This is a genomic window from Microcoleus sp. N9_B4 (genome assembly GCF_036701635.1).
In the GTDB taxonomy this organism is placed as follows: Bacteria; Cyanobacteriota; Cyanobacteriia; order Cyanobacteriales; family Microcoleaceae; genus Microcoleus.
Genome location: NZ_JAUBRC010000023.1, coordinates 83,416 through 101,097, shown reverse-complemented (window position 1 = coordinate 101,097; position 17,682 = coordinate 83,416). Strand labels below are relative to the sequence as shown.

The 17,682-nt window shown below is 43.6% G+C and carries 18 protein-coding genes; 6 read left to right on the top strand and 12 right to left on the bottom strand.

Translation table 11 applies throughout. From position 1 onward, the window contains the following. Nucleotides 1–310: 310 nt before the first annotated feature. The 3 genes from QUA43_RS17015 to QUA43_RS17005 form a co-directional block, all read right to left on the bottom strand. Nucleotides 311–532 (bottom strand): hypothetical protein, encoded by a 222-nt coding sequence (locus tag QUA43_RS17015; protein WP_333232365.1) that lies wholly within the window; start codon nt 530–532, stop codon nt 311–313. A gap of 292 nt (nt 533–824) precedes the next feature. Continuing rightward, nucleotides 825–1,496: a hypothetical protein gene (locus QUA43_RS17010; RefSeq protein ID WP_333232367.1), complete on the bottom strand. Its 672-nt coding sequence runs from the start codon at nt 1,494–1,496 to the stop codon at nt 825–827. Beyond that, entirely contained in the window at nt 1,493–2,053 is a 561-nt protein-coding gene (locus tag QUA43_RS17005) for a hypothetical protein (protein WP_333232369.1), read from the bottom strand. Before QUA43_RS17005 ends, QUA43_RS17010 begins: the two co-directional genes overlap by 4 nt. Before the next feature lie 707 nt (nt 2,054–2,760). On the opposite strand from QUA43_RS17005, the gene QUA43_RS17000 reads away from it, so the two are divergent. Together QUA43_RS17000 and QUA43_RS16995 are read left to right on the top strand one after the other, a co-directional pair. Continuing rightward, nucleotides 2,761–4,617: a bifunctional 3'-5' exonuclease/DNA polymerase gene (locus QUA43_RS17000; protein ID WP_333232371.1), complete on the top strand. Its 1,857-nt coding sequence runs from the start codon at nt 2,761–2,763 to the stop codon at nt 4,615–4,617. Between the two features lie 186 nt (nt 4,618–4,803). Next, nucleotides 4,804–5,037 (top strand): hypothetical protein, encoded by a 234-nt coding sequence (locus QUA43_RS16995; protein ID WP_333232373.1) that lies wholly within the window; start codon nt 4,804–4,806, stop codon nt 5,035–5,037. A 154-nt stretch (nt 5,038–5,191) separates the two neighbouring features. Here QUA43_RS16995 and QUA43_RS16990 read toward each other — a convergent pair whose 3' ends face one another. Further along, nucleotides 5,192–6,646 (bottom strand): AAA family ATPase, encoded by a 1,455-nt coding sequence (locus QUA43_RS16990; RefSeq protein WP_333373128.1) that lies wholly within the window; start codon nt 6,644–6,646, stop codon nt 5,192–5,194. Between the two features lie 381 nt (nt 6,647–7,027). Here QUA43_RS16990 and QUA43_RS16985 point away from each other — a divergent pair, with 381 nt between their 5' ends. The 3 genes from QUA43_RS16985 (at nt 7,028) to QUA43_RS16975 (ending at nt 9,251) form a co-directional block, all read left to right on the top strand. Next, complete coding sequence (locus QUA43_RS16985; RefSeq protein WP_333373131.1) at nt 7,028–7,759, top strand: hypothetical protein; 732 nt, start codon at nt 7,028–7,030, stop codon at nt 7,757–7,759. Nucleotides 7,760–8,184: 425 nt separating this feature from the next. Further along, nucleotides 8,185–8,544: a hypothetical protein gene (locus QUA43_RS16980; RefSeq protein ID WP_333143556.1), complete on the top strand. Its 360-nt coding sequence runs from the start codon at nt 8,185–8,187 to the stop codon at nt 8,542–8,544. 185 nt (nt 8,545–8,729) lie between these two features. Continuing rightward, nucleotides 8,730–9,251, top strand: a complete 522-nt coding sequence (locus QUA43_RS16975) for a hypothetical protein (RefSeq protein ID WP_333143557.1) — start codon at nt 8,730–8,732, stop codon at nt 9,249–9,251. Between the two features lie 242 nt (nt 9,252–9,493). Here QUA43_RS16975 and QUA43_RS16970 read toward each other — a convergent pair whose 3' ends face one another. Further along, entirely contained in the window at nt 9,494–10,114 is a 621-nt protein-coding gene (locus tag QUA43_RS16970; RefSeq protein WP_333143559.1) for a Uma2 family endonuclease, read from the bottom strand. A gap of 152 nt (nt 10,115–10,266) precedes the next feature. Then, nucleotides 10,267–10,500 carry a hypothetical protein gene (locus QUA43_RS16965; RefSeq protein WP_194012320.1) on the bottom strand — a complete coding sequence of 78 codons (234 nt, stop codon included), beginning with the start codon at nt 10,498–10,500 and terminating at the stop codon, nt 10,267–10,269. Nucleotides 10,501–10,678: 178 nt separating this feature from the next. On the opposite strand from QUA43_RS16965, the gene QUA43_RS16960 reads away from it, so the two are divergent. Next, nucleotides 10,679–11,908, top strand: coding sequence for a hypothetical protein (locus QUA43_RS16960; RefSeq protein WP_333143560.1), 1,230 nt, complete (start codon nt 10,679–10,681; stop codon nt 11,906–11,908). Here the strand turns inward: QUA43_RS16960 and QUA43_RS16955 are convergent. The 6 genes from QUA43_RS16955 to QUA43_RS16930 form a co-directional block, all read right to left on the bottom strand. After that, the gene (locus tag QUA43_RS16955) at nt 11,850–12,272 is read right to left on the bottom strand and encodes a hypothetical protein (protein ID WP_333143561.1); all 423 of its coding nucleotides are present in this window, start codon (nt 12,270–12,272) and stop codon (nt 11,850–11,852) included. The two genes, QUA43_RS16960 and QUA43_RS16955, sit on opposite strands and share 59 nt — an antisense overlap. 58 nt (nt 12,273–12,330) lie before the next feature. After that, complete coding sequence (locus tag QUA43_RS16950) at nt 12,331–13,452, bottom strand: DUF6753 family protein (protein WP_333143562.1); 1,122 nt, start codon at nt 13,450–13,452, stop codon at nt 12,331–12,333. Between the two features lie 707 nt (nt 13,453–14,159). Further along, nucleotides 14,160–14,957, bottom strand: coding sequence for a hypothetical protein (locus QUA43_RS16945; protein WP_015179754.1), 798 nt, complete (start codon nt 14,955–14,957; stop codon nt 14,160–14,162). A 49-nt stretch (nt 14,958–15,006) separates the two neighbouring features. Then, nucleotides 15,007–15,519 (bottom strand): hypothetical protein, encoded by a 513-nt coding sequence (locus QUA43_RS16940; protein ID WP_333143564.1) that lies wholly within the window; start codon nt 15,517–15,519, stop codon nt 15,007–15,009. Next, the gene (locus QUA43_RS16935) at nt 15,512–17,179 is read right to left on the bottom strand and encodes a hypothetical protein (protein WP_333143565.1); all 1,668 of its coding nucleotides are present in this window, start codon (nt 17,177–17,179) and stop codon (nt 15,512–15,514) included. The genes QUA43_RS16940 and QUA43_RS16935 overlap by 8 nt, the downstream gene beginning before the upstream one ends. Before the next feature lie 125 nt (nt 17,180–17,304). Next, the gene (locus tag QUA43_RS16930) at nt 17,305–17,529 is read right to left on the bottom strand and encodes a hypothetical protein (RefSeq protein ID WP_333151699.1); all 225 of its coding nucleotides are present in this window, start codon (nt 17,527–17,529) and stop codon (nt 17,305–17,307) included. Between the last annotated feature and the right edge of the window lie 153 nt (nt 17,530–17,682).

Sequence of the window (17,682 nt, the reverse complement as noted above, 5' to 3'; positions counted from 1 at the left end):
TGCGGGTAAAAAAAGCTGCTCTATTCTCTCTAGTTTGGAAAAACGTTAAATGGTTTTTAAAACATTACGAAAAATAGAGCAGTATTGCAGAAATTAGCCATCAGCTAAATCTCCCTCTCCCCCTCTCTCGCCCTCTCCCTCTCTCCCTTTCTCCCCCTCTTCCTCTCTCCCTCTCCATTTTAGGAATTACCCAAAAACCCGGTTTTTGAATGTAATTCCGTCATTTTAGGTTGAGGATGAGAACGAGAAACTGTTTTTTTTAGGTTGATAGTGCGTCCTGGACTGCATTTCTCCATCTTCGCTTTTTTCTTTAATCAAGCTCCAGCTCAAGCTGTGGATTCGGGCGGACTGCTGAATCTGTCCAAGAAGTATCTGCTAGGTTGGACAAGTCATAGACATTTTCTTGGTAACCGTTGTCAAAATTACCTTGGCGAACTTCTTTAGATGACGAGTAACCGACAGTCAAATCGGGTGCTGATTCGTAACCGGAGTTGTTATAGCCGGAATTAGGTTCGATCGAAGCATTGTGCATGGTTTTTCTTAGTTTATGTGGTCAACAATTCCAATTTAAATCGCATCGCGTTCCTGCAACTTCATTCCTGTGAGCGATTGGGTTCAGTAAAAATTACCCCCTCTAAATGGAGGGGGCAGCTTTATGAAGGTTGCCTAACGGCTCTCAGCACTGGGCAATTATACGAAGTCGAGAAAAATGTTTTTTAAGAGAAAGTAGGAACTAAAAGCTAAAGAATACCCATGCTTAAGAGAGGGGATATGATGCAGGTTGGGGTGCGTTCAAAGCTACCAAATTACTTCCGCATTTTTTATTAATTGTTCAATAACTCCAAGCAAATCACTTGGTTTGGTGCGAGAACACCTCCGACTTTTATTACTTGCAGCTCTCCGCTTTCGTCGGGATATTGTGCTTTAACTTGGGCAATTGCTGCATCTAAACTAGATGCCTGAGCAATATACACCTTCTCAAGAACACTTAGTACCCAAATAGGTTTGGGCCACTTATGTCGAGGTTGGAGAATTGAATAGTGAATCACTTGACCAGTGTACTGAACAATTTGCTCGATCGCAGTTTCCGAACAAAACTCCCCCAATTCAGACTCAATACATTGTTTGAGTTCTTTCGCAGGAATTTGCTCAAAAACTGATTCTAAGAGCATTAATGCTGGTCTTGTCTGCTCTAATTGAGTGTGTTCCTGCACGACTAATGACTCTACGAAGTGACTCACCTGGTTGATGATTGAGTCAAAATCTAGCTCCATCAATAAATGACCTAAATACTCCCTTAACAAATTTCTTAGCTTTTCATCAGAGATATTCATACCGCAGGTTTTCAGATAAACTGAAGGTTTATTACCCAAATCCCGACCGCAGCCAACTTCTCCATTAGCTGCATCTTCTGCTTCTATCAGTTCCATCAAGCGCGGATAACTGGTTGTATCATCTATTGTGGATTGGGGCTGGGAGGGAATTGAGTTACTCATTTGTCTTTCCTTAATGTTTCAAAGTAATTAAGATTGTCGGGTTCTTCAGGATCGAGACCGCAGTCTAGCAGCCCCACTTTCAACTTTCTATAAAATACTAGCGCACCAGGCAGTGCGTGGAAGCCTATCCTTCCTTGGTATCCTAGTTCCTCACTACGAGCGATCGCAAAATCTATCAGAGTTCCACCTACTCCCTTATAAGTTGGAGGATTGCTAATAGTTGGTCGATTCCAGGGAGCCGTTGCTAGGGCTCTGACGTAAACCAATCTTCGTCTCAATTGAGACTCAATATAGCAGCGTTTTTTTAAAATATCGATAGTCATTAAACCCTGAGTTATGCCATCACACTCAATGGCATATAGTTCATCTCCTGGTAAAAATTGAGTTCGATAGCTTTTACTAACCCAATTCCAGTATTCATCTTCTTCTCCACTCCCTCGAAGGGTTGGTTCCCAGAGGTTTGTGGCATCTTCTAAATGCTTCTCAGTAACGGATGTCAGGATAGCATTAACTACCTGTCGATCTCGAACTCTAAGAAGCTGGATAGGGCGATTCAATTGCCAAACCTAATTATTGTGACAACTACATTATATATCCTAATCTTTAAATTTAAATTCCAGCAATATTTTCCCACCCACCTCTATATAAAAATCTTTTTTACAATCTAATCGTTCCGAATTAAAGTCGCACTTAACAGTGCTGTATCGGTGAAGTTCATACATCTGAACTCACCGTTATGAAAAAACTCCTCGCTATCGCTCTAACAAGCCTTTTGCTCTTAATGGCAACAGACGCTAACGCAGTCGTCTGTAAAAAGATTACAGAGGGCAAACCAGGCTGCGACCTTTTAGGCGGCACTTGGGATAGTCAAAACAACTGTTACCGACTCTAAAGTTGGCAACTATTTTCAAAACCAGGCAACCCCTGGTTGTTTTTAGACCAACCGCCATCCTTTATGTCTTTTACCTTATTTCTAAAGTTCAGGACTTAAATTGATTTACAAAAAACCGAATAATAACTCAATACGCTTGGGTTAGCGCTTTCAGACGAATTTAATTTCACGGATTTTTGGGAATTCCCGACTTGTGAAAGGAAGTCACATTGTTCTGAGTCCAAGCGTATTGACTTAAAACTCGTATACTTCCCAAATAAAACCCATTATCCTCAAGCTACCTAATCTCGAATACCTGCTTTAAAATAGTTAAATTTCGTGCATGATTGACAGAAAGATATCCTTTCACTTTTTTTAGAAAAGCAAGTAATTATGAAACCTACTCCGCTAAACCAGCAGAAACAATCAACCGCTATTCCAACTTCTTTGACGCCCGAGAAACTTAAAATAGCTCAGTTCCCAGTTACACTTAAAACCCCTTACCAACTGATCGATACTGCTTTCAATATTGAAACAGCCCTTCAACCATTCCAACAAGCAAAAATCATAGGTATAGACTGCGAAACAACAGGGCTTGACCCCTACCAAGCCAAAATTAGATTGTTACAACTTGCCATTCCTGACCATCCAGTAATCATTGTAGATTTATGGGCCATTGAACCGAGTTCCCTCGAACCATTACGCTTGCTCTTAGCCAGTCCTGCACTGAAGGTAGGTCACAACCTCAAATTTGAATGGCAAATGCTCGCTTTTGCCGGACTGGAACCATCCAAACCCTTTTTCGATACCTATTTGGCTTACCGAGTGCTGACGGCTGGACTAAAACGCCATTTGTCCCTAGATGCTGTCACTGAGAATTTGTTGAAAGTAAAGCTAGACAAAACGCAGCAAGTTAGCGATTGGTCGGGAAACTTAACACTCGCTCAACTGCAATATGCTGCTACCGATGCTGCAATTTTACTCCCGCTGGCTGCTGCTCTGCAACAAAAACTGAAAGCTTCTAAGCTTTGGAAAACTGCTTTACTAGAGTTTGCTTGTCTGCCGGCGGTGGCTTCTATGGAACTCAACGGAATGCTTTTAGATAGAGAACAGTGGAAAGTTTTGGGAGTCAAGCTCTGTCATGAACGCGACTCTCTTTTAAAACAAATTAATTCACAACTCCATCGACCTAACCCTAATCAACAAATTTCTCTGCTGCCCGAATTTATGGATACAATTAATCCTCGCTCTCCCAAGCAAGTTCTAGCGGCTTTGCAACAGAAAGGCATTCCTGTTACTTCCACTAACTCTCAACATTTAATTCCTTTGCAAGGCGAGTATCCTGTGATTCAAACACTGTTAGAGTACCGCAGTTTATCGGCTCGTATCGATACTTTTACTCTGGGTTTACCTGAACGCATTCACCCGATTACAGGGCGCATTCATCCCAATTGGTTTCAGATTGGTGCTAGATCAGGACGGTTTAGTTGTCGAGAGCCAAATTTAACGAATATCCCCAGAGATAAGGAAACCCGACAGTGTTTTAAAGCTGTACCCGGTTACGTCCTGCTCAAAGCCGATTACAGCCAGATTGAACTGCGGATCATGGCGAAGGTTTCCGGCGATCGCACGATGGTGAAAGCTTACTCCAAAGGGGAAGATTTGCACTCTCTCACAGCTTCCTTGGTGCTAGCAAAACCTTTATCTAAAATTACTGTCGAAGACAGACAGCTCGGCAAAATTATTAACTTCGGTTTAATTTATGGCATGGGAGCACAGAAATTTAAGAATATGGCTCAAGCAGAGCATGGAGTCACTTTAACGCTGCAACAAGCTTCACACTTTCGTAAGAAGTTCTTTGAATCCTATACAGGTATCAAACAATTTCACGGCAAAGTTCGGAGCGCCTGGAGCCGAGGTATTCGAGAGAGTCGGACTGTCTTAGGCAGAAGGAGATTATGGTCAAAAGATACTAAACCGTTGCTTAATGAGATGCTAAATAACCCAATTCAAGGAATGAGCGCTGACATTACTAAACTCGCTCTTGCTCTACTTTTTCTGCCTCTGAGCCGTACAGGTGCTAAACTAATTTGTGTCGTTCACGATGAAATTTTAATAGAGTGTCCTCTTGAAGAAGTGAGGCAAGTTAAAGCCTTGCTTAAAAAATGTATGGTGAGAGCCGGGAATAAGTTTCTCTCTCCGATTCCTTGCGAGGTAGAAATTAAGGTGATGGAAAGTTGGGGAGGGTGAGAGATTAACGGGGAAAGAGTGGGGAATGGGAAGTAGGGAGAAACCGCACCGCAGGCATTGCTGTGAAAATTCCACTTCCTGACCACTCCCCATTCCCCTAACAGTCACCGCATAATTCCGCGCCCAACCTCCCACCCCTAAACAACGATTGTTGAGGTGCAAGTGAACAGTTGATTTCAAAACATAATGAATGTAATTCTCACTATTAGTAACCAAGCCGCAAATATCGTTGGTAAGTTATCAAAATGCGCTATTGCCATGCTTCACCAAGCTGAATATAGCGTTATCAGGCAGGAGGGAGAGCGCGGCTACACAACCAATGCTTTAACTGTACGGCTTGAACCAGAAACAGGGTTAACTTGGCAGGGAGTCAAACTCGACCTTGAAAATTGCGGCTACCGCGTCCAAGTTAAGTCTTAGCTTATAATACGATCACCAGTGCATTTGTTATTAAACACATGCACTGGTTATTATTTGCGAGGGAAAGCGCTATAAAACTTTTGCGCTAATTCTATCAACAGTCAAAACTTTTTGGCTCACCAAAAAACCCATGCTATTGTTGGTTATCATGCACTCAAGTTTTATCGTAAGCAGATGGCCGATACTCGAATAACTCTTGCTCTCCCGCCGCAAATTTAGACCCATCCCTCCCAGAAGCAGGCCGAGCAAAGGACGCTTTGTTGCGAATCCCCTGGATATCTTCAGAAGAACGCTCAGACGATAGCACAAACTGAGTTCTCTGATAACGCAAATGGGCCAATTCAATTTTACCCGGTCGCCCTTCACAATAGGCTCGTTCAGCACAGCGCTTTACTGCGATCGCAATTTCAGCACTCGTTGCTCCGGCATAATCAGATAGTAATGAATACCACTGCCTGTCGCTCCAAAGGTTCTCTTTTCCTTCCCCAAACTGCTCTGGGAAATACTTAGCTAAGTGCAAATTGAAAATCTCATAGCGAGCGCCGCTGTGTGGCAAATCCACAAACCAGATTCCGCCGTCGTCAAATCTGCGGATAAGTTCAGCCGGCAGCATTTCTAAGCGGTTAACAGTAGCTAACATTAACACGGGGCTCTCATGTTCCTGCATCCAGGTGAGCAATTTCTGCGACAGCCGTCTAGCTACACCGCCATCAGCATTTGATTCCCAGCCAGAAAAACCCTTGTCAAAATCGTCAAAGAACAGCACGCAGCCGCCCAAATTATCGGCTGTATCCAGCATTTTGTTGAGAGCGCGGTCGGGATTAGAGGAACCTAGAATATTGCCCCAACTTGCTGCTAAAAGCGCATAACCTAGCTTCTTAGCAGCTAGCTTCGCACTCAAACTTTTGCCCGTCCCCGGCGGCCCCCACAGCAGCATTCCTTTGGGAGGTCTGAGGTGATATTTCTTGGCATCAGCTTCTGACAGCTTTACGACTTCGCTCAAATAAGCGTCTAATAAATCTAAACCGCCAGCATGAGGCACGTCTGGAGAAGCAATGAACTCTAACCCCTGGTCTCGAAGTTGCGATATTTTATGCTCCAATACCAACTGTGCGATTTGGACAACTGAAGCGGTCACAGAGAGCGATCGATCTAACACCAATTCAATTTCAGCAGTTGGCAGCCCTAGACTAGAAACAGCCAGCCGTTTTTTAGCAGCTACCGCATCTGAACCAAAATCAAGGGAACAATTGCGATCGCAAAAATTATCTACAAGAACTTCGACTTCAAAACGATCGGGTAACGGACATTTGAGTAGAGGAATTAATGGACTTAGCTTTGATGGCAGTTGGATGTACTCACCCAGCAGTACCCAATATTGGTTGGCCCAACGCCCTTTCAGCTCAAAGAATGCGTTAGCCAATTGAGAATAACGGCGGACAAGAGGCTGTTCGGTACTGTCTGATTCCAAAATATCTTCTAACAAAAAGATACCGGGACAGTCATTTTCCAGCAGAAATTGCAGCACATCACTCCCGACAGATAGCTCAGTTTTACATAAGACGCATTCACTATTATACATCTCCGAAATATCTGAAACGCTTGTCATATCTGAATGACAACCTAAAATTGGGAGATTTTTATCCAAACACCGCACCTGTTGAAGAGTTGCATAGCCAGGATTCCAATAATAAACAGGTAAACAACACTCACTGGCGTACTGATGAAATGATGACAAGATTTTTTGGCGATCTGCACTGTAATATTCTAGGGCAAATATTGGAGTTGGAGGGACTCTTAAATTAGACAAAATCGTGAAATATTTCATGAATTTATACATCTAAATAGAGGATGTTTAACATAAAATTTTAACTAACATAATTAAAATTTAGCGTCCTGCTAATGAGCGAACTTTTCCCCCTCAATTGGAGGGGGTAATTGTGCCTAACGGCACTAATAAATTGATGTTATGCAAGTTAAATTGTCAATCATGGTCACAAGTAAAAAGCAAACCGCCGCCACTCCCACTCGCTCTCAGTCACCAGTGCCTGCTAAATCTAAGCCACCTGAAAAACAGAACAGTCAAACTGTCGGCAGTAACAATGGAGCCAAATCAAAACCTCAACCTAACCTCAGCCCGGAGCAACTTGCTGGCGAGCTAGTCAAACAGATTCGCAATACAATTCATAAGAAGTACGGTGTGACAATTCAGCGTCGCGATAGCCGTATTTCGACAAAGGTTGGCCACGCAATTCGCGAAAAACTGGGATTGGATATTCAAGCTCAGTTGAACAAGCGCAACGGCAATGGCAATGGTAAAAAGTTCGACTGGCAAGAGTGGAACAATACTGTGTTTCCCAAGCTAGTTGGCCGACCCGAGGAACTCAAGTATGGTGTCGAAGTTGTTGCCTTAGCGATGAGCCAACTTTACGATACAATTGCTGACAACCCGCAAGCTGCCATTGCCGATTTAATGGAGTTCAATGCTCAAAGCTTAAAGCGTCGCAACGAGTTAGCTAAATCCTCAGAAGAAGATACTGAAGAACTCGATGAGGACGACGAACTCGATGATGAAGATGATGAAATTGATGACATACTCGATGAAATTGATGAGGATGACGAAGACGAGGAAAGCGATGAGGACGAGGATGAGGATGATGACGATGAGGAGGATGATTTTAGTTTAGACGAAGACGAAGAATTTGAGGAAGACGACGAATAATTGCTAAAGTTTGATTAGAAAGCTCTGCTGAAAAAGCAGAGCATTTTTTTGCCTCTATCGAGGCCTTTTCCACGAATCGCGATTCATTTAATAAGGGGAGGGGGAAGGGGAAGGGGAAGGAACGGAAAGGGTAGAAAAACTTGGGACAAGGGTAGAAAAACTTTAGTAAAATCCCGTTATTACTAAAAAAATTATCCTTCCCCTTCCCCTTCCCCTTCTCCTTCATTTCAGGGTAATGATTGTCGCCACCGTCCGAATCAGGACGCTCTGGGAAGCAGACCCAACAAATTCACAATCAAGGAAATTTTGACCTTGGTTGTGAATTTAATTTACCCACCCACCCACCACTAATTTTTTTGAATTAATTGTAATTAGCAGACTGCCGTCGCTTTAGTTGTGAAAAAAAACACGCTTGAGGGTTAATCATGGCTAATCGCAAATCCGCTCCAACTCCGATGCAAAAGCAATTTGCAGAAACTCTTGAAGAACAGCGCTTCGAGATGTTTTTGCACGTTGCCCGCGAGTTAACTGGACGTGCCAAACAACGACAGTTGCAGAAAGGTAAAGCTCTTGACTGGGAAGCGTTCAATACTTGGTTTAACAAGCAATATGAAGGCTACTCGGCTGACGAGATGCTTGAAGAAATCTTGAGCAACGTTTACTGGCTTTCATCTGAGCAAGCAGTGATTGACTTGCACTTCCGTTATATCGACTCGGCAGTCAAAGCTTCTCATAAGAAAAAGGCAACTGACGATAATGAAGAGATTGATGATTTTATCAAGTAATCAATGACGACCCCCAATAAAGGGGGTAAAATCCTGCTTGGAGCAGGATTTGTTTTGCCCGCCCACCCACCACACCAGTTCCCTTTGCGATATTTGTGATCGCATTCTCAGAAGGATTTAGTAAGGTTTTGATATTAAACGCGAGCGCGTTTGAGAGATGTTCCACTTGCAAATAAATTATAATCATGTACGAACATATTCAGCATTTTCTCACCCTCACAATTGAAACTGTGGTAATTTTTGGTTACGGTGGCTTAATTGTTCACTATATCGCTACGCTGTTAGCATCGAAGCGAATGAATCCTTCTGAAAAACTCTCAGCAGAACTTGCCCCAGATTTTGTGCCTCTTCTCAATGAAATTGCTTCCTTTCCTGCTGTTACCGAATGTGCAGCAACTCCAGAACCCACAGAAGAACAGCGCCTCACCTCTTCGCTACAATTTAAAGCCGAATTTGCTTCTAATATTCAACTCGATACCGACACATTAAATCTACCTTTCATTCAAGTCGATAGCCTGACTCTTCGACAATGCCGCACCGTTATTCGAGCGCTCAATGCCACTCTCCCACGAAGTGAGCATATTCGCCTGAAACTCAACAAAAAAGATGTGCCAGCAGATTCGTTAAAATTTCAAATCAAGAAGCATTTTAAGCATCGACCGCAGCAATTTGTCTCCCTAATTGAGCAAATTTTGAAAGTTAGTTAGCACGCTCGGGGAATCAACAAGCCAATTAGTCTTTTATTTCAAAACAACTTATGGGAACGATTTGATAGAAAGTTTTTTTGAAGGCACCCTCCTTTTCCTGACCAAGCTATTAGTTACTTTCTTCAGCGCCAAGGGGAATCAGACCCTTGCCCATTTGTTTGCTCAACTCGTTGAGACTCAATCCCCGTTCCATTGCGACCGCACGAATTCTCTCCATCCTACCGACGTTACCTGGATATAAGCTAGATAGCAGCATATCTGCCTGCCGCGAAGATTTGTTGCGCTGTTAATTGCAAGCCGGGAAAGATTGAGGAAATAAGCAGATCGTCATTTTGAAACAACTGTTTTTGATACTCGTCTTCTCGCAGCGTACAAATTGTAACTGTCGGCTGTTTGGGTTTGCCAATATATTCTCTGCCGCCAATGCCCAGATAGTCAACAATCCAATACTCAGGCACTCCTAGTATGGCGTAATCTTCAACTTTGCGGGCGTAATCGTTCTGCCAGTTGGTGCTAACGACTTCAGCAATCAGTTTAATTGAGGAACCTGATGTAATTACAGGTTCTTGTTGCCACAAAGGTTCATTAATTAGTCGAGTTTGGTTTAATACAAGCACATCGGGGCGAAATGCTGTTGCTGTTCCTAATAGTTTGATGAGACAGCGAGGGGGGATAAGGTAGGGTAGATCCAGGCGGTCAATTTCTACATTCAGTTTTCGTCCCAGAAAACCGGATATTTGTTCGTGCGGCCCTGTTGGTTCCATTTCGGTTAATTCACCATCAATCAGTTCGTAGCAATCGCTGTCGCCGTAGCTTGTAATAAATTCATCAACAGTTATAAGTTTTGGATGTGATTGAACCATTATATTTTTTCCTGATATATTGGCAGGGCACAATACCGTAAGTTAGAACATTTTTTAACCGATAAAAACACCGTTGTTACTATTAATAAAACTTCTCGTAACTAGTTGATAGAAAGTTTTTTTGCTCTAACCTCTCTTTCCATATCTGGCAATTAGTTACTTTTTTCACCATTGCCAAGGGGAATCAGACCCCGGCCAATCTGTTCTATCAACTCGTTGAGACTCAATCCGCGTTCAATGGCGATCGCGCGAATTCCTTCCCATCCTACCGATGTTACCTGAATATTTCTTTGCTTCTTGGGTTCTTCATAGCGGGGTTGTCCCCCAGAGCGGTTGAGGTTGGCTAGTGAGTTGGGATGGGGGTGAATTCCTTTCCTAGGTGACATAGCGTGGATAGCATTTCCTTTTTTTTACTATTTTCGCATTTTCTGGAGGCTTCTCGACGATAACTATGTTAGTGTTGAATAGTTCAAGAAAATTCCTGCCCGCGCTGACTCCCCTACTCCGGTTGCGGTCGAGCGCGGGCGAGCCTTGCATTCAACAAACTCGCCAGGAATGCGTCAAATGCAATCAGAAGCAGACGATCGGGAGCCGCAAGCGTTAATTGTTTTGCCGGGGGGTATTGGAGGGTGTACCTCTTGTGCTGCGAAACAACTGCGAATCGACCCCGAATTTCAATCTCTCATTCCTCCCCTGAGTAAAGACGAAAAAGCCGCCCTGCAAGCGAGCATTCTGGAGGAAGGATGCCGCGATCCGTTAGTAGTCTGGGCCGAGGAAAAGCTTCTCATCGACGGCCACAACAGGTTCGCCATCTGTACCGCGCACGGCATACCATACAAAATTGTAGAGATGTCTTTTGACAGTCGGAATGCAGTCAAGGTCTGGACGATCGCCAACCAACTGGGACGGCGCAGCTTGACGCCAGAATCCGTTAGCTACCTGCGCGGCACCTGGTACGAGCTGACCAAGGAATCTCACGGGGGCAAGCGTTCGGCAAACTGTCATTTTGACAGTTTGACAGACAAAGTATCGCCAGATAGAGCAAGCTGTCAAAATGGCAGCTTGACAGACAAAACAATGCCAGATGAGGCAAGCTGTCAAAATGACCACTTGACAGACAAAACAATGCCAGAAGGAGCAAGCTGTCAAAATGGCAGCTTGACAGACAAAACAGCACGAGAGTTAGGAGAACGGTTCAAAGCTTCCCCCAGAACGATTTACCGGGATGCCCAATTTACTCGAGCTGTGGATGCTCTCAGTTTTATTGGAGGGGACGAAGTGAAGTGGAAAATACTGAATCGCTCTGCTGGGCTGACCAAGAAGCAGGTCATCGCTTTGGCAAACGACACTCGCAGCAATCCGGCTCAGGTTGCCAAAACTTTACAGGGGCGCGACAAAAAAGTAAAACCTGAAGGCGAACCTAAGATCGCCCACCACCTGACGCTCAAAATTGGTTCCTTGGTGGAAGTGTACGCGCCCGATCGCCAGGACGTTAACGGTCGGTTGGGGCGCATTCAGTCAGTGGGCGAGAAAACGGCTACCGTGTGGATGCGGCACATCCCTACTCTTGCCATGAATTTGCATACCTTCAAACACTCGGCTCTTACTGCTGTACCGCTCGAAAATCAACCCGGACTTCAAGAAATTTGCGATCGCACTGGCCGACTTCACCAATTAGGAAATCTAGATCCTTTTGAGATAGAAATCCTCAACTTGTTAGAAAGAGCAACGGTTCTTACTCCCACCGAATTGCAGTATTTAGAACATATTGAGAACACACACAAGCTTGATTGAGTGCCTCACAACTATTTTCCCTTTTGAGAACAGCAATAACTTCGGAAATTTTATTTGATTCACTTGACAGTTCAAACACTGAGCCAATCAATTTTTGTTGAGCTGCTAATTGTCGCAGTGAATAACAAGCGATCGCTCGCACTCGCTCAGGAGACTTGCTAGCATTTTTAGCAGCAAACGGCCCCCAGAAAGCACTCAGTACAATCTTAATCTGTTCCGATATTGGGTATGTTTGACTCAAACAGTAATCCCAAACCATGTTATCGAATGGGTCGTCTAGTGCAACTAAAACACCCGATATTTGCGACTGCACTTGCTTCTGATTTTGGTCAGGTAACGGCTGATTGTTCAAATTGGCAATCATAGATTTCTCCTGTTAAGCTAACTTATTTACATCCCATTCAAGACTTTAGTATTTGCCATCAAGGAACAAACTCTCGTTCTTGAGGGGAGCGAATCCACAAAGTACAAAATCCTTTTTGTGCAGGTTTACCCTCTACTGTCAGCGTCACCCCCAATCGATTTATCTCAGTTTCACACAATTTTTTGCCACCTTTCTCGCTCAACAAAGCTTGATTCCAGCTCATAAGTTGGCGAGCATATTTCCCTTCATTGCTTGTTGCCCACTGAATTGTATCCGCGTTCTTGCGAGCAAACTGACCCTCTTTGCTCAGCCCCCATTCGAGAGCTACAGCTTGTTCTAAAGTGAGCTGGCGCGGCCCTTTTGGGTCGAGTTCAGGCGGTGGAATGAACCGGGGCACAGCTAACCCGATAAAAGCGCCGATCGCCATTGCCCCTAACACCACCCCGCTCCCAAAAATCACCGACCAAATATCGTGAGCAACTTTCTCTAAAGCTGCTTGTCGCACTAGGGTGTAAACTGAGTTAGAAATGTGGCGATGTTGCACCTTAACAGCCGCTTTTCCCTGCCGTTCTAAAAACTCCCTGCTTTCTTTTTCCCAATTTTCAGTAAGCTGCCGAACTTGTTCCAGTTCTTGAGAAATAACAGCTTGAGAATCTTTCAAATCACCTTGCCATTGAGATTGCCAATTCTTGAAAAACTGGTCAATCTCTTGTGGTTTTTTTTCTAACAGCAGTTCGAGTTGACCTGTAGCCAGCAATACGATAAAAAGCGGGTCATTTTTATTGAGACCGTATCGGTAAGCTGTCTGAATGACATGAGAGCGAAATTTGGAGTCTTTGCCCTTGAGTACCTGGCTGATTAGTGACTCAGTATCTCTCTCGTACATGGGAGAGGCAGATAAAGGATCTCTGTTCAGAGCTTCTCTTTCCCTCGAATCATCGTCTATGAGTTCCCAAAACTCCTTTTCATTTAGCTTACTCCCATCGGATTTCAACTTTTCTTCTACTGCATCTTCTGGGAATGTATCTGGAGAATCGGGCAAACTTTGCGAATTTTCAGCGGATTGTATGGAATTATTTTTGGTATTATTAAGTCTGCCCTGTTCCCTTGGCGTTTCCAATATCTCGCCAAACTCTTCAGAGTCAACTTCGGAAAGTTCTTCTAAAAGTCGATCGGACATTTAACCTCCTACCTAATCAAAATCCTAATCTTTATGCTGTTCTGCTTCGCGCATTCTATAGTGTGAACTCATATTTTGTCCGTCTCCTAACGAGTTCATCACCCATTGATCTCGTTTCCGGCTGCATCGTCAGGTGATAAATTAGAGGGCAATTTATGAATGATTGTTACAAGTCGCCACCTATCTCGGCGCAATTTTCAGTTGTTCGATTCACAGTCAACAGCGTCGCCCTGAGCGGAGCGTCGCCCTGCCCTTCGACTACGCTCAGGAACCGCGTAGCCGAAGGGTCGAAGGGTCAACAGTCAACATCATGTCTGAGTGCAACCGGAATTGATATGACTGTAAAATTTACAGGAATACCCGCAAATTATCGGTTTAGACACTATCTGTAGTATTAAGATGTGTTTCTGCCCACCCAGCCCGCTGGCCCAGTGGTGAAGAAGTTTTTGAAACCCTGGAAATCTCGTAGCGGGCGATCGATCAATCTTCTTCTTTTCAGAATTTAAACGCAATAAACAACGTTTATTGCTAATATCCAACGCCTGGGATAACACAACTGCGTTGATTGCACTCAGCCAGCGGGCTGGTTTCGGCACACCCTATCAGTAGAGTCTGTGCGTAAGCCTTAATTTAGATTCTTAAAAGCTTACGATACCTTTTTTACAAATTACAGCCTCCTGAGACTTTACAACCTGTTGCTTATTTTGTTACTCATTTTGGGGCTCATTTTCTATCTGCATTTCCTCATTTTTTTTTTGTTCATAGGGCGCGATAACTTCTTTTTTATTGCGATTGGGTGCGTTGTTAAACAAACCTACATCTTCTATCAGACGGAAACAGTCTTCCAGAAAAGTATGCAATCGCTGCTGACTAATCAAGAAAAATTCAGAGTGTTTCATTGCTTGAGAAAATGACAACCGCTTCGTATCAATAAACTTGCGCTCTCTTGCACTCAGAGCCGGCAAATCTACCACAGGAATTCGGTAATTATTAATGAGCTTGTTCATTTCTTTATGGCTTTGTACGTGCGACCAATCTTTGCAAACTCCAAAATTGCGGACAAAAATGTGATTGAGCTGACCTTCAAAGTAGTTGAAAGAGTCAATAAACATTTCAATGCTGTCCGTCGTGCCACCGCAAATAAACCACTTGCATACATCAACTCCTGACTGCTCTTTAAAATCAGGAGAGGTTAAATTAGCTTCGTCAATCCATTTGTTGATAATGCTGTAAACCCGAGCTGGTAAATTGACAATCACAGGAGTTTCTACTGCTGTTTCAAAAATAATATCGATATCGAAAAACTTCTCTTCATCTTCAACTAAAGCTACGATTTTTGCATTGTGTTCAGGATAGCGCTGCTGCACGTCAGGATTTTGAAAATCGCCATCAATTAACGTGTACAGCAGTTCATACTTCTGATTGAATTCAACCAGAATCCGAGTTAGCATCGACTTGCCAACACCACCTTTCTCGCCGTCAACCAAGTGAATCATGTTAGTCATTTCATTCCTCCTTGCTGGATGTCGATGTCTATTCAAGACTTAATAATTTTTAACTAAAGCTAGGCCCGACCATTGCCGGATCGAAACCAGCTAAGTTAAATGCGCTGTTTTCAAACTCAACTTCTCCCGAAAATTCCTCTGGTTCTTTTTCTTCGGGCAAACTTGCGGGATTTGAACTCTCAGGGGCAGTTAATTCCGTAGCAATAGATGCACCTGAATTCGATAAGTGAGGGAAAGTAGCTAAAGGAATTAAACCCGAAGAAATACCAGGGGCAATTACTCCTAACTCGGTACAGTTAAATCCCGCATCTCGGCAAACTTCATCTATCTGCCTAAGCAAAAAATTAATGCTTTCTCGCCTCAAATACTCTAACTCTGTACTAGAATGACTACCGCTATTGCGTAATGATGCTAACAGCCACCGCGCTTTGATTAGAGGTAAAATCGTTTCCTGTAAACTAAAAAAAGGATGATTTTGCAGGTAAGATAGCAAGATAGCGTCTTCGGAATCTGGCAAAACTTGACAGCGCCAGCAAAATTCCTTGTAACGTTTTCTAGGCATAATTCCTCACCTTCTTTCCAGCACCTCGGTAGGGTCCTCCCAATAAGAGAGCTGCATCTAAGTTTGCTTCTGATTCCTCTAATGAAGGTTCTGTATTGGACGACTCCTCCTCCTCACTCCATTTATTAGAATCATCTAAGCAGCTATCTTTGATACTTGAATCAGCATTTTGTTGAGCGCAAACTTCACTGTTTTGTTCAGTAATAATTTCAGTGTTTTGTTCAGTGGGTTCCTCAAATTTTTGTTCAGCGGGTTCTTCAAATTTTTGTTCAGTAATATCTTCAGTCTTTTGTTCAGTAGATTCCTCAAATTTTTGTTCAGTAGATTGCTCGGATTTAGCGTGAGTAAATTGCTCAATTTTTAATTGAGTAGGTGGCTCGGATTTTGGGTGAGTAGGTTGTTCAGATTTGGGCTTGGTAGATTGTTCAGATTTGGGCTTGATAGATTGTTCAGCACATTCTTTTACACTCTGTATATCAGTTGGAGGGAGTGGAGCATCTCCTGAAGTAGAAGTTGTATCTTCTGCCCTCTGAGAAGTTGCCGCAACAGAGCTTTGCCTCAGTACCTCAAACTGAGATTTGAAGTAAGAAAATAGTCCGTAAACATCAGCTATGCGGCAACCTAAACCATCAGGGTCAAGTGTTTTTGGCACTGTTATGCCTGCGTGCCAAGACAGCGAATAAGGAGAAAACTGATTTCGCAGTTCTGGCTTCATATATTCAGAAGTCCCCCCGCAAAATACAATTTCATCTAAATCGGGCGGCAGCACTTCATTAATCCAATGAGATAGCATTCGAGCGTAGTCGAAGCGAGACAGCTTGACTGCTTCAATCAATTGGTCAACTTCTCGATCTTTAGCTGTTTCCTCTCGATTCCGAGCAATTCGGTAAAAGTAAGGGCGGTTGTAGCTTACGCCCGCTTGAGCGATTGATAAAGCCAAACGGGAAGCATCGTAGTTAGATGTTCGCTCTTGAACTAGATCCACCAACCTTACCATTCCTAAGTCTGAAGTTTTGCCCTTACCGACAGCACCGCGTGCCGAAACTATTACCGAAGCATTGCGAAATCCTACCATAACAAAGGCAGTTACCCGCTGCTTGAAGGCTGAACCTAAATTACTGTTGTGGATCAAAGCAATGCCGCCGCCTTCTTGCAAAGCTTGGGTTTTGTCCAGGGTAACGGAGAGCTTGCCTGTGGGTGTTTCAAATGAAGCAGAGTATTGACTTAAGAGTTCAAAAAATTGCTTGGAGTCATTAAACTCGCCTGGGGGCAAGAAAACGGAGATCGCAGCGCTAAATTGACTGCCTAAATCTAACTTCCGCGACACTACCCACAAAGCTGCTAGAGCTTTGTACAAAGCGCTACTGTACTTCAGTCCCGCTAAACCGATGTGAGCATTGAATTGCGATGCTGCTAGGTAACCAACGGCTCGGCATTCATTACCAATTGCCACCCAAGCAATATTTTCGGGAGATGCTGATGCGAGGTTGGGTTGTGTGAAACAATTGGCTATGTCTTGGCTCACTGGCCCCACCTGCGATTCCATTACAAAGGAGTTCGCTTTACTGCCTGCTTGCGAGCTTTGGCAGAAAACTCTAGTAGATAAGCCGCCAAAATCTATAGCCAGAATCGCATCTGGTATTGAGGATTTTTTCTTCATAAACGCTGGCTTTTATTACGTTACAAAATGATAGTATTGGCTTCAGTTTAAGTCTGACCTCACCAAATCCGGTGGTTTTGGATAATTAAAATAGCCCCCTCCAAATGGCGGGGACAGGCTGCCTTTCAAGGAAAAAATCTTGGGTAGATTATCAGGGAAAGAGCTTTAGAGTTGTAAGAAACGGTGTAGGTATTGTGAGTGAGATACCGAGCAGGTACGCCCAAAGTATCTTCAATAAAGTGTTTGAGTTCGGTGTGGGAGTAGCACTTCTCGAACGTACCCCACTTGGTAATTACGCCATCGTTATAAGCAATACCCGCATGATTGGTCGATCGCGGGCGTGATAGCACTAACCACCAGAGTTGGGCGGGTTAAGTGGTAAGCAGAGGTCATACTAAATCAACTTAATATCAAGAGTAATTTTAAATATACGAAAAATTTAAAGTAAAGGCAGAAGTGTTGAATGATAGGAAAAGATTGCTAAAATTGGCCCAACAATGTAT

Bases quoted from the DNA above. Each gene is read 5' to 3' on its own strand.
- QUA43_RS16985 (WP_333373131.1), top strand. From the start codon at position 7,028: ATGGTCACAAGTAAAAAGCAAACCGCCGCCACTCCCACTCGCTCTCAG.
- QUA43_RS16940 (WP_333143564.1), bottom strand. From the start codon at position 15,519: ATGCCTAGAAAACGTTACAAGGAATTTTGCTGGCGCTGTCAAGTTTTG.
- QUA43_RS17015 (WP_333232365.1), bottom strand. From the start codon at position 532: ATGCACAATGCTTCGATCGAACCTAATTCCGGCTATAACAACTCCGGT.
- QUA43_RS16965 (WP_194012320.1), bottom strand. From the start codon at position 10,500: ATGTCACCTAGGAAAGGAATTCACCCCCATCCCAACTCACTAGCCAAC.
- QUA43_RS16935 (WP_333143565.1), bottom strand. From the start codon at position 17,179: ATGAAGAAAAAATCCTCAATACCAGATGCGATTCTGGCTATAGATTTT.
- QUA43_RS16960 (WP_333143560.1), top strand. From the start codon at position 10,679: ATGCAATCAGAAGCAGACGATCGGGAGCCGCAAGCGTTAATTGTTTTG.
- QUA43_RS16975 (WP_333143557.1), top strand. From the start codon at position 8,730: ATGTACGAACATATTCAGCATTTTCTCACCCTCACAATTGAAACTGTG.
- QUA43_RS16995 (WP_333232373.1), top strand. From the start codon at position 4,804: ATGAATGTAATTCTCACTATTAGTAACCAAGCCGCAAATATCGTTGGT.
- QUA43_RS16990 (WP_333373128.1), bottom strand. From the start codon at position 6,646: ATGACAAGCGTTTCAGATATTTCGGAGATGTATAATAGTGAATGCGTC.
- QUA43_RS17000 (WP_333232371.1), top strand. From the start codon at position 2,761: ATGAAACCTACTCCGCTAAACCAGCAGAAACAATCAACCGCTATTCCA.
- QUA43_RS16970 (WP_333143559.1), bottom strand. From the start codon at position 10,114: ATGGTTCAATCACATCCAAAACTTATAACTGTTGATGAATTTATTACA.
- QUA43_RS17010 (WP_333232367.1), bottom strand. From the start codon at position 1,496: ATGAGTAACTCAATTCCCTCCCAGCCCCAATCCACAATAGATGATACA.
- QUA43_RS16955 (WP_333143561.1), bottom strand. From the start codon at position 12,272: ATGATTGCCAATTTGAACAATCAGCCGTTACCTGACCAAAATCAGAAG.
- QUA43_RS16945 (WP_015179754.1), bottom strand. From the start codon at position 14,957: ATGACTAACATGATTCACTTGGTTGACGGCGAGAAAGGTGGTGTTGGC.
- QUA43_RS16980 (WP_333143556.1), top strand. From the start codon at position 8,185: ATGGCTAATCGCAAATCCGCTCCAACTCCGATGCAAAAGCAATTTGCA.
- QUA43_RS16950 (WP_333143562.1), bottom strand. From the start codon at position 13,452: ATGTCCGATCGACTTTTAGAAGAACTTTCCGAAGTTGACTCTGAAGAG.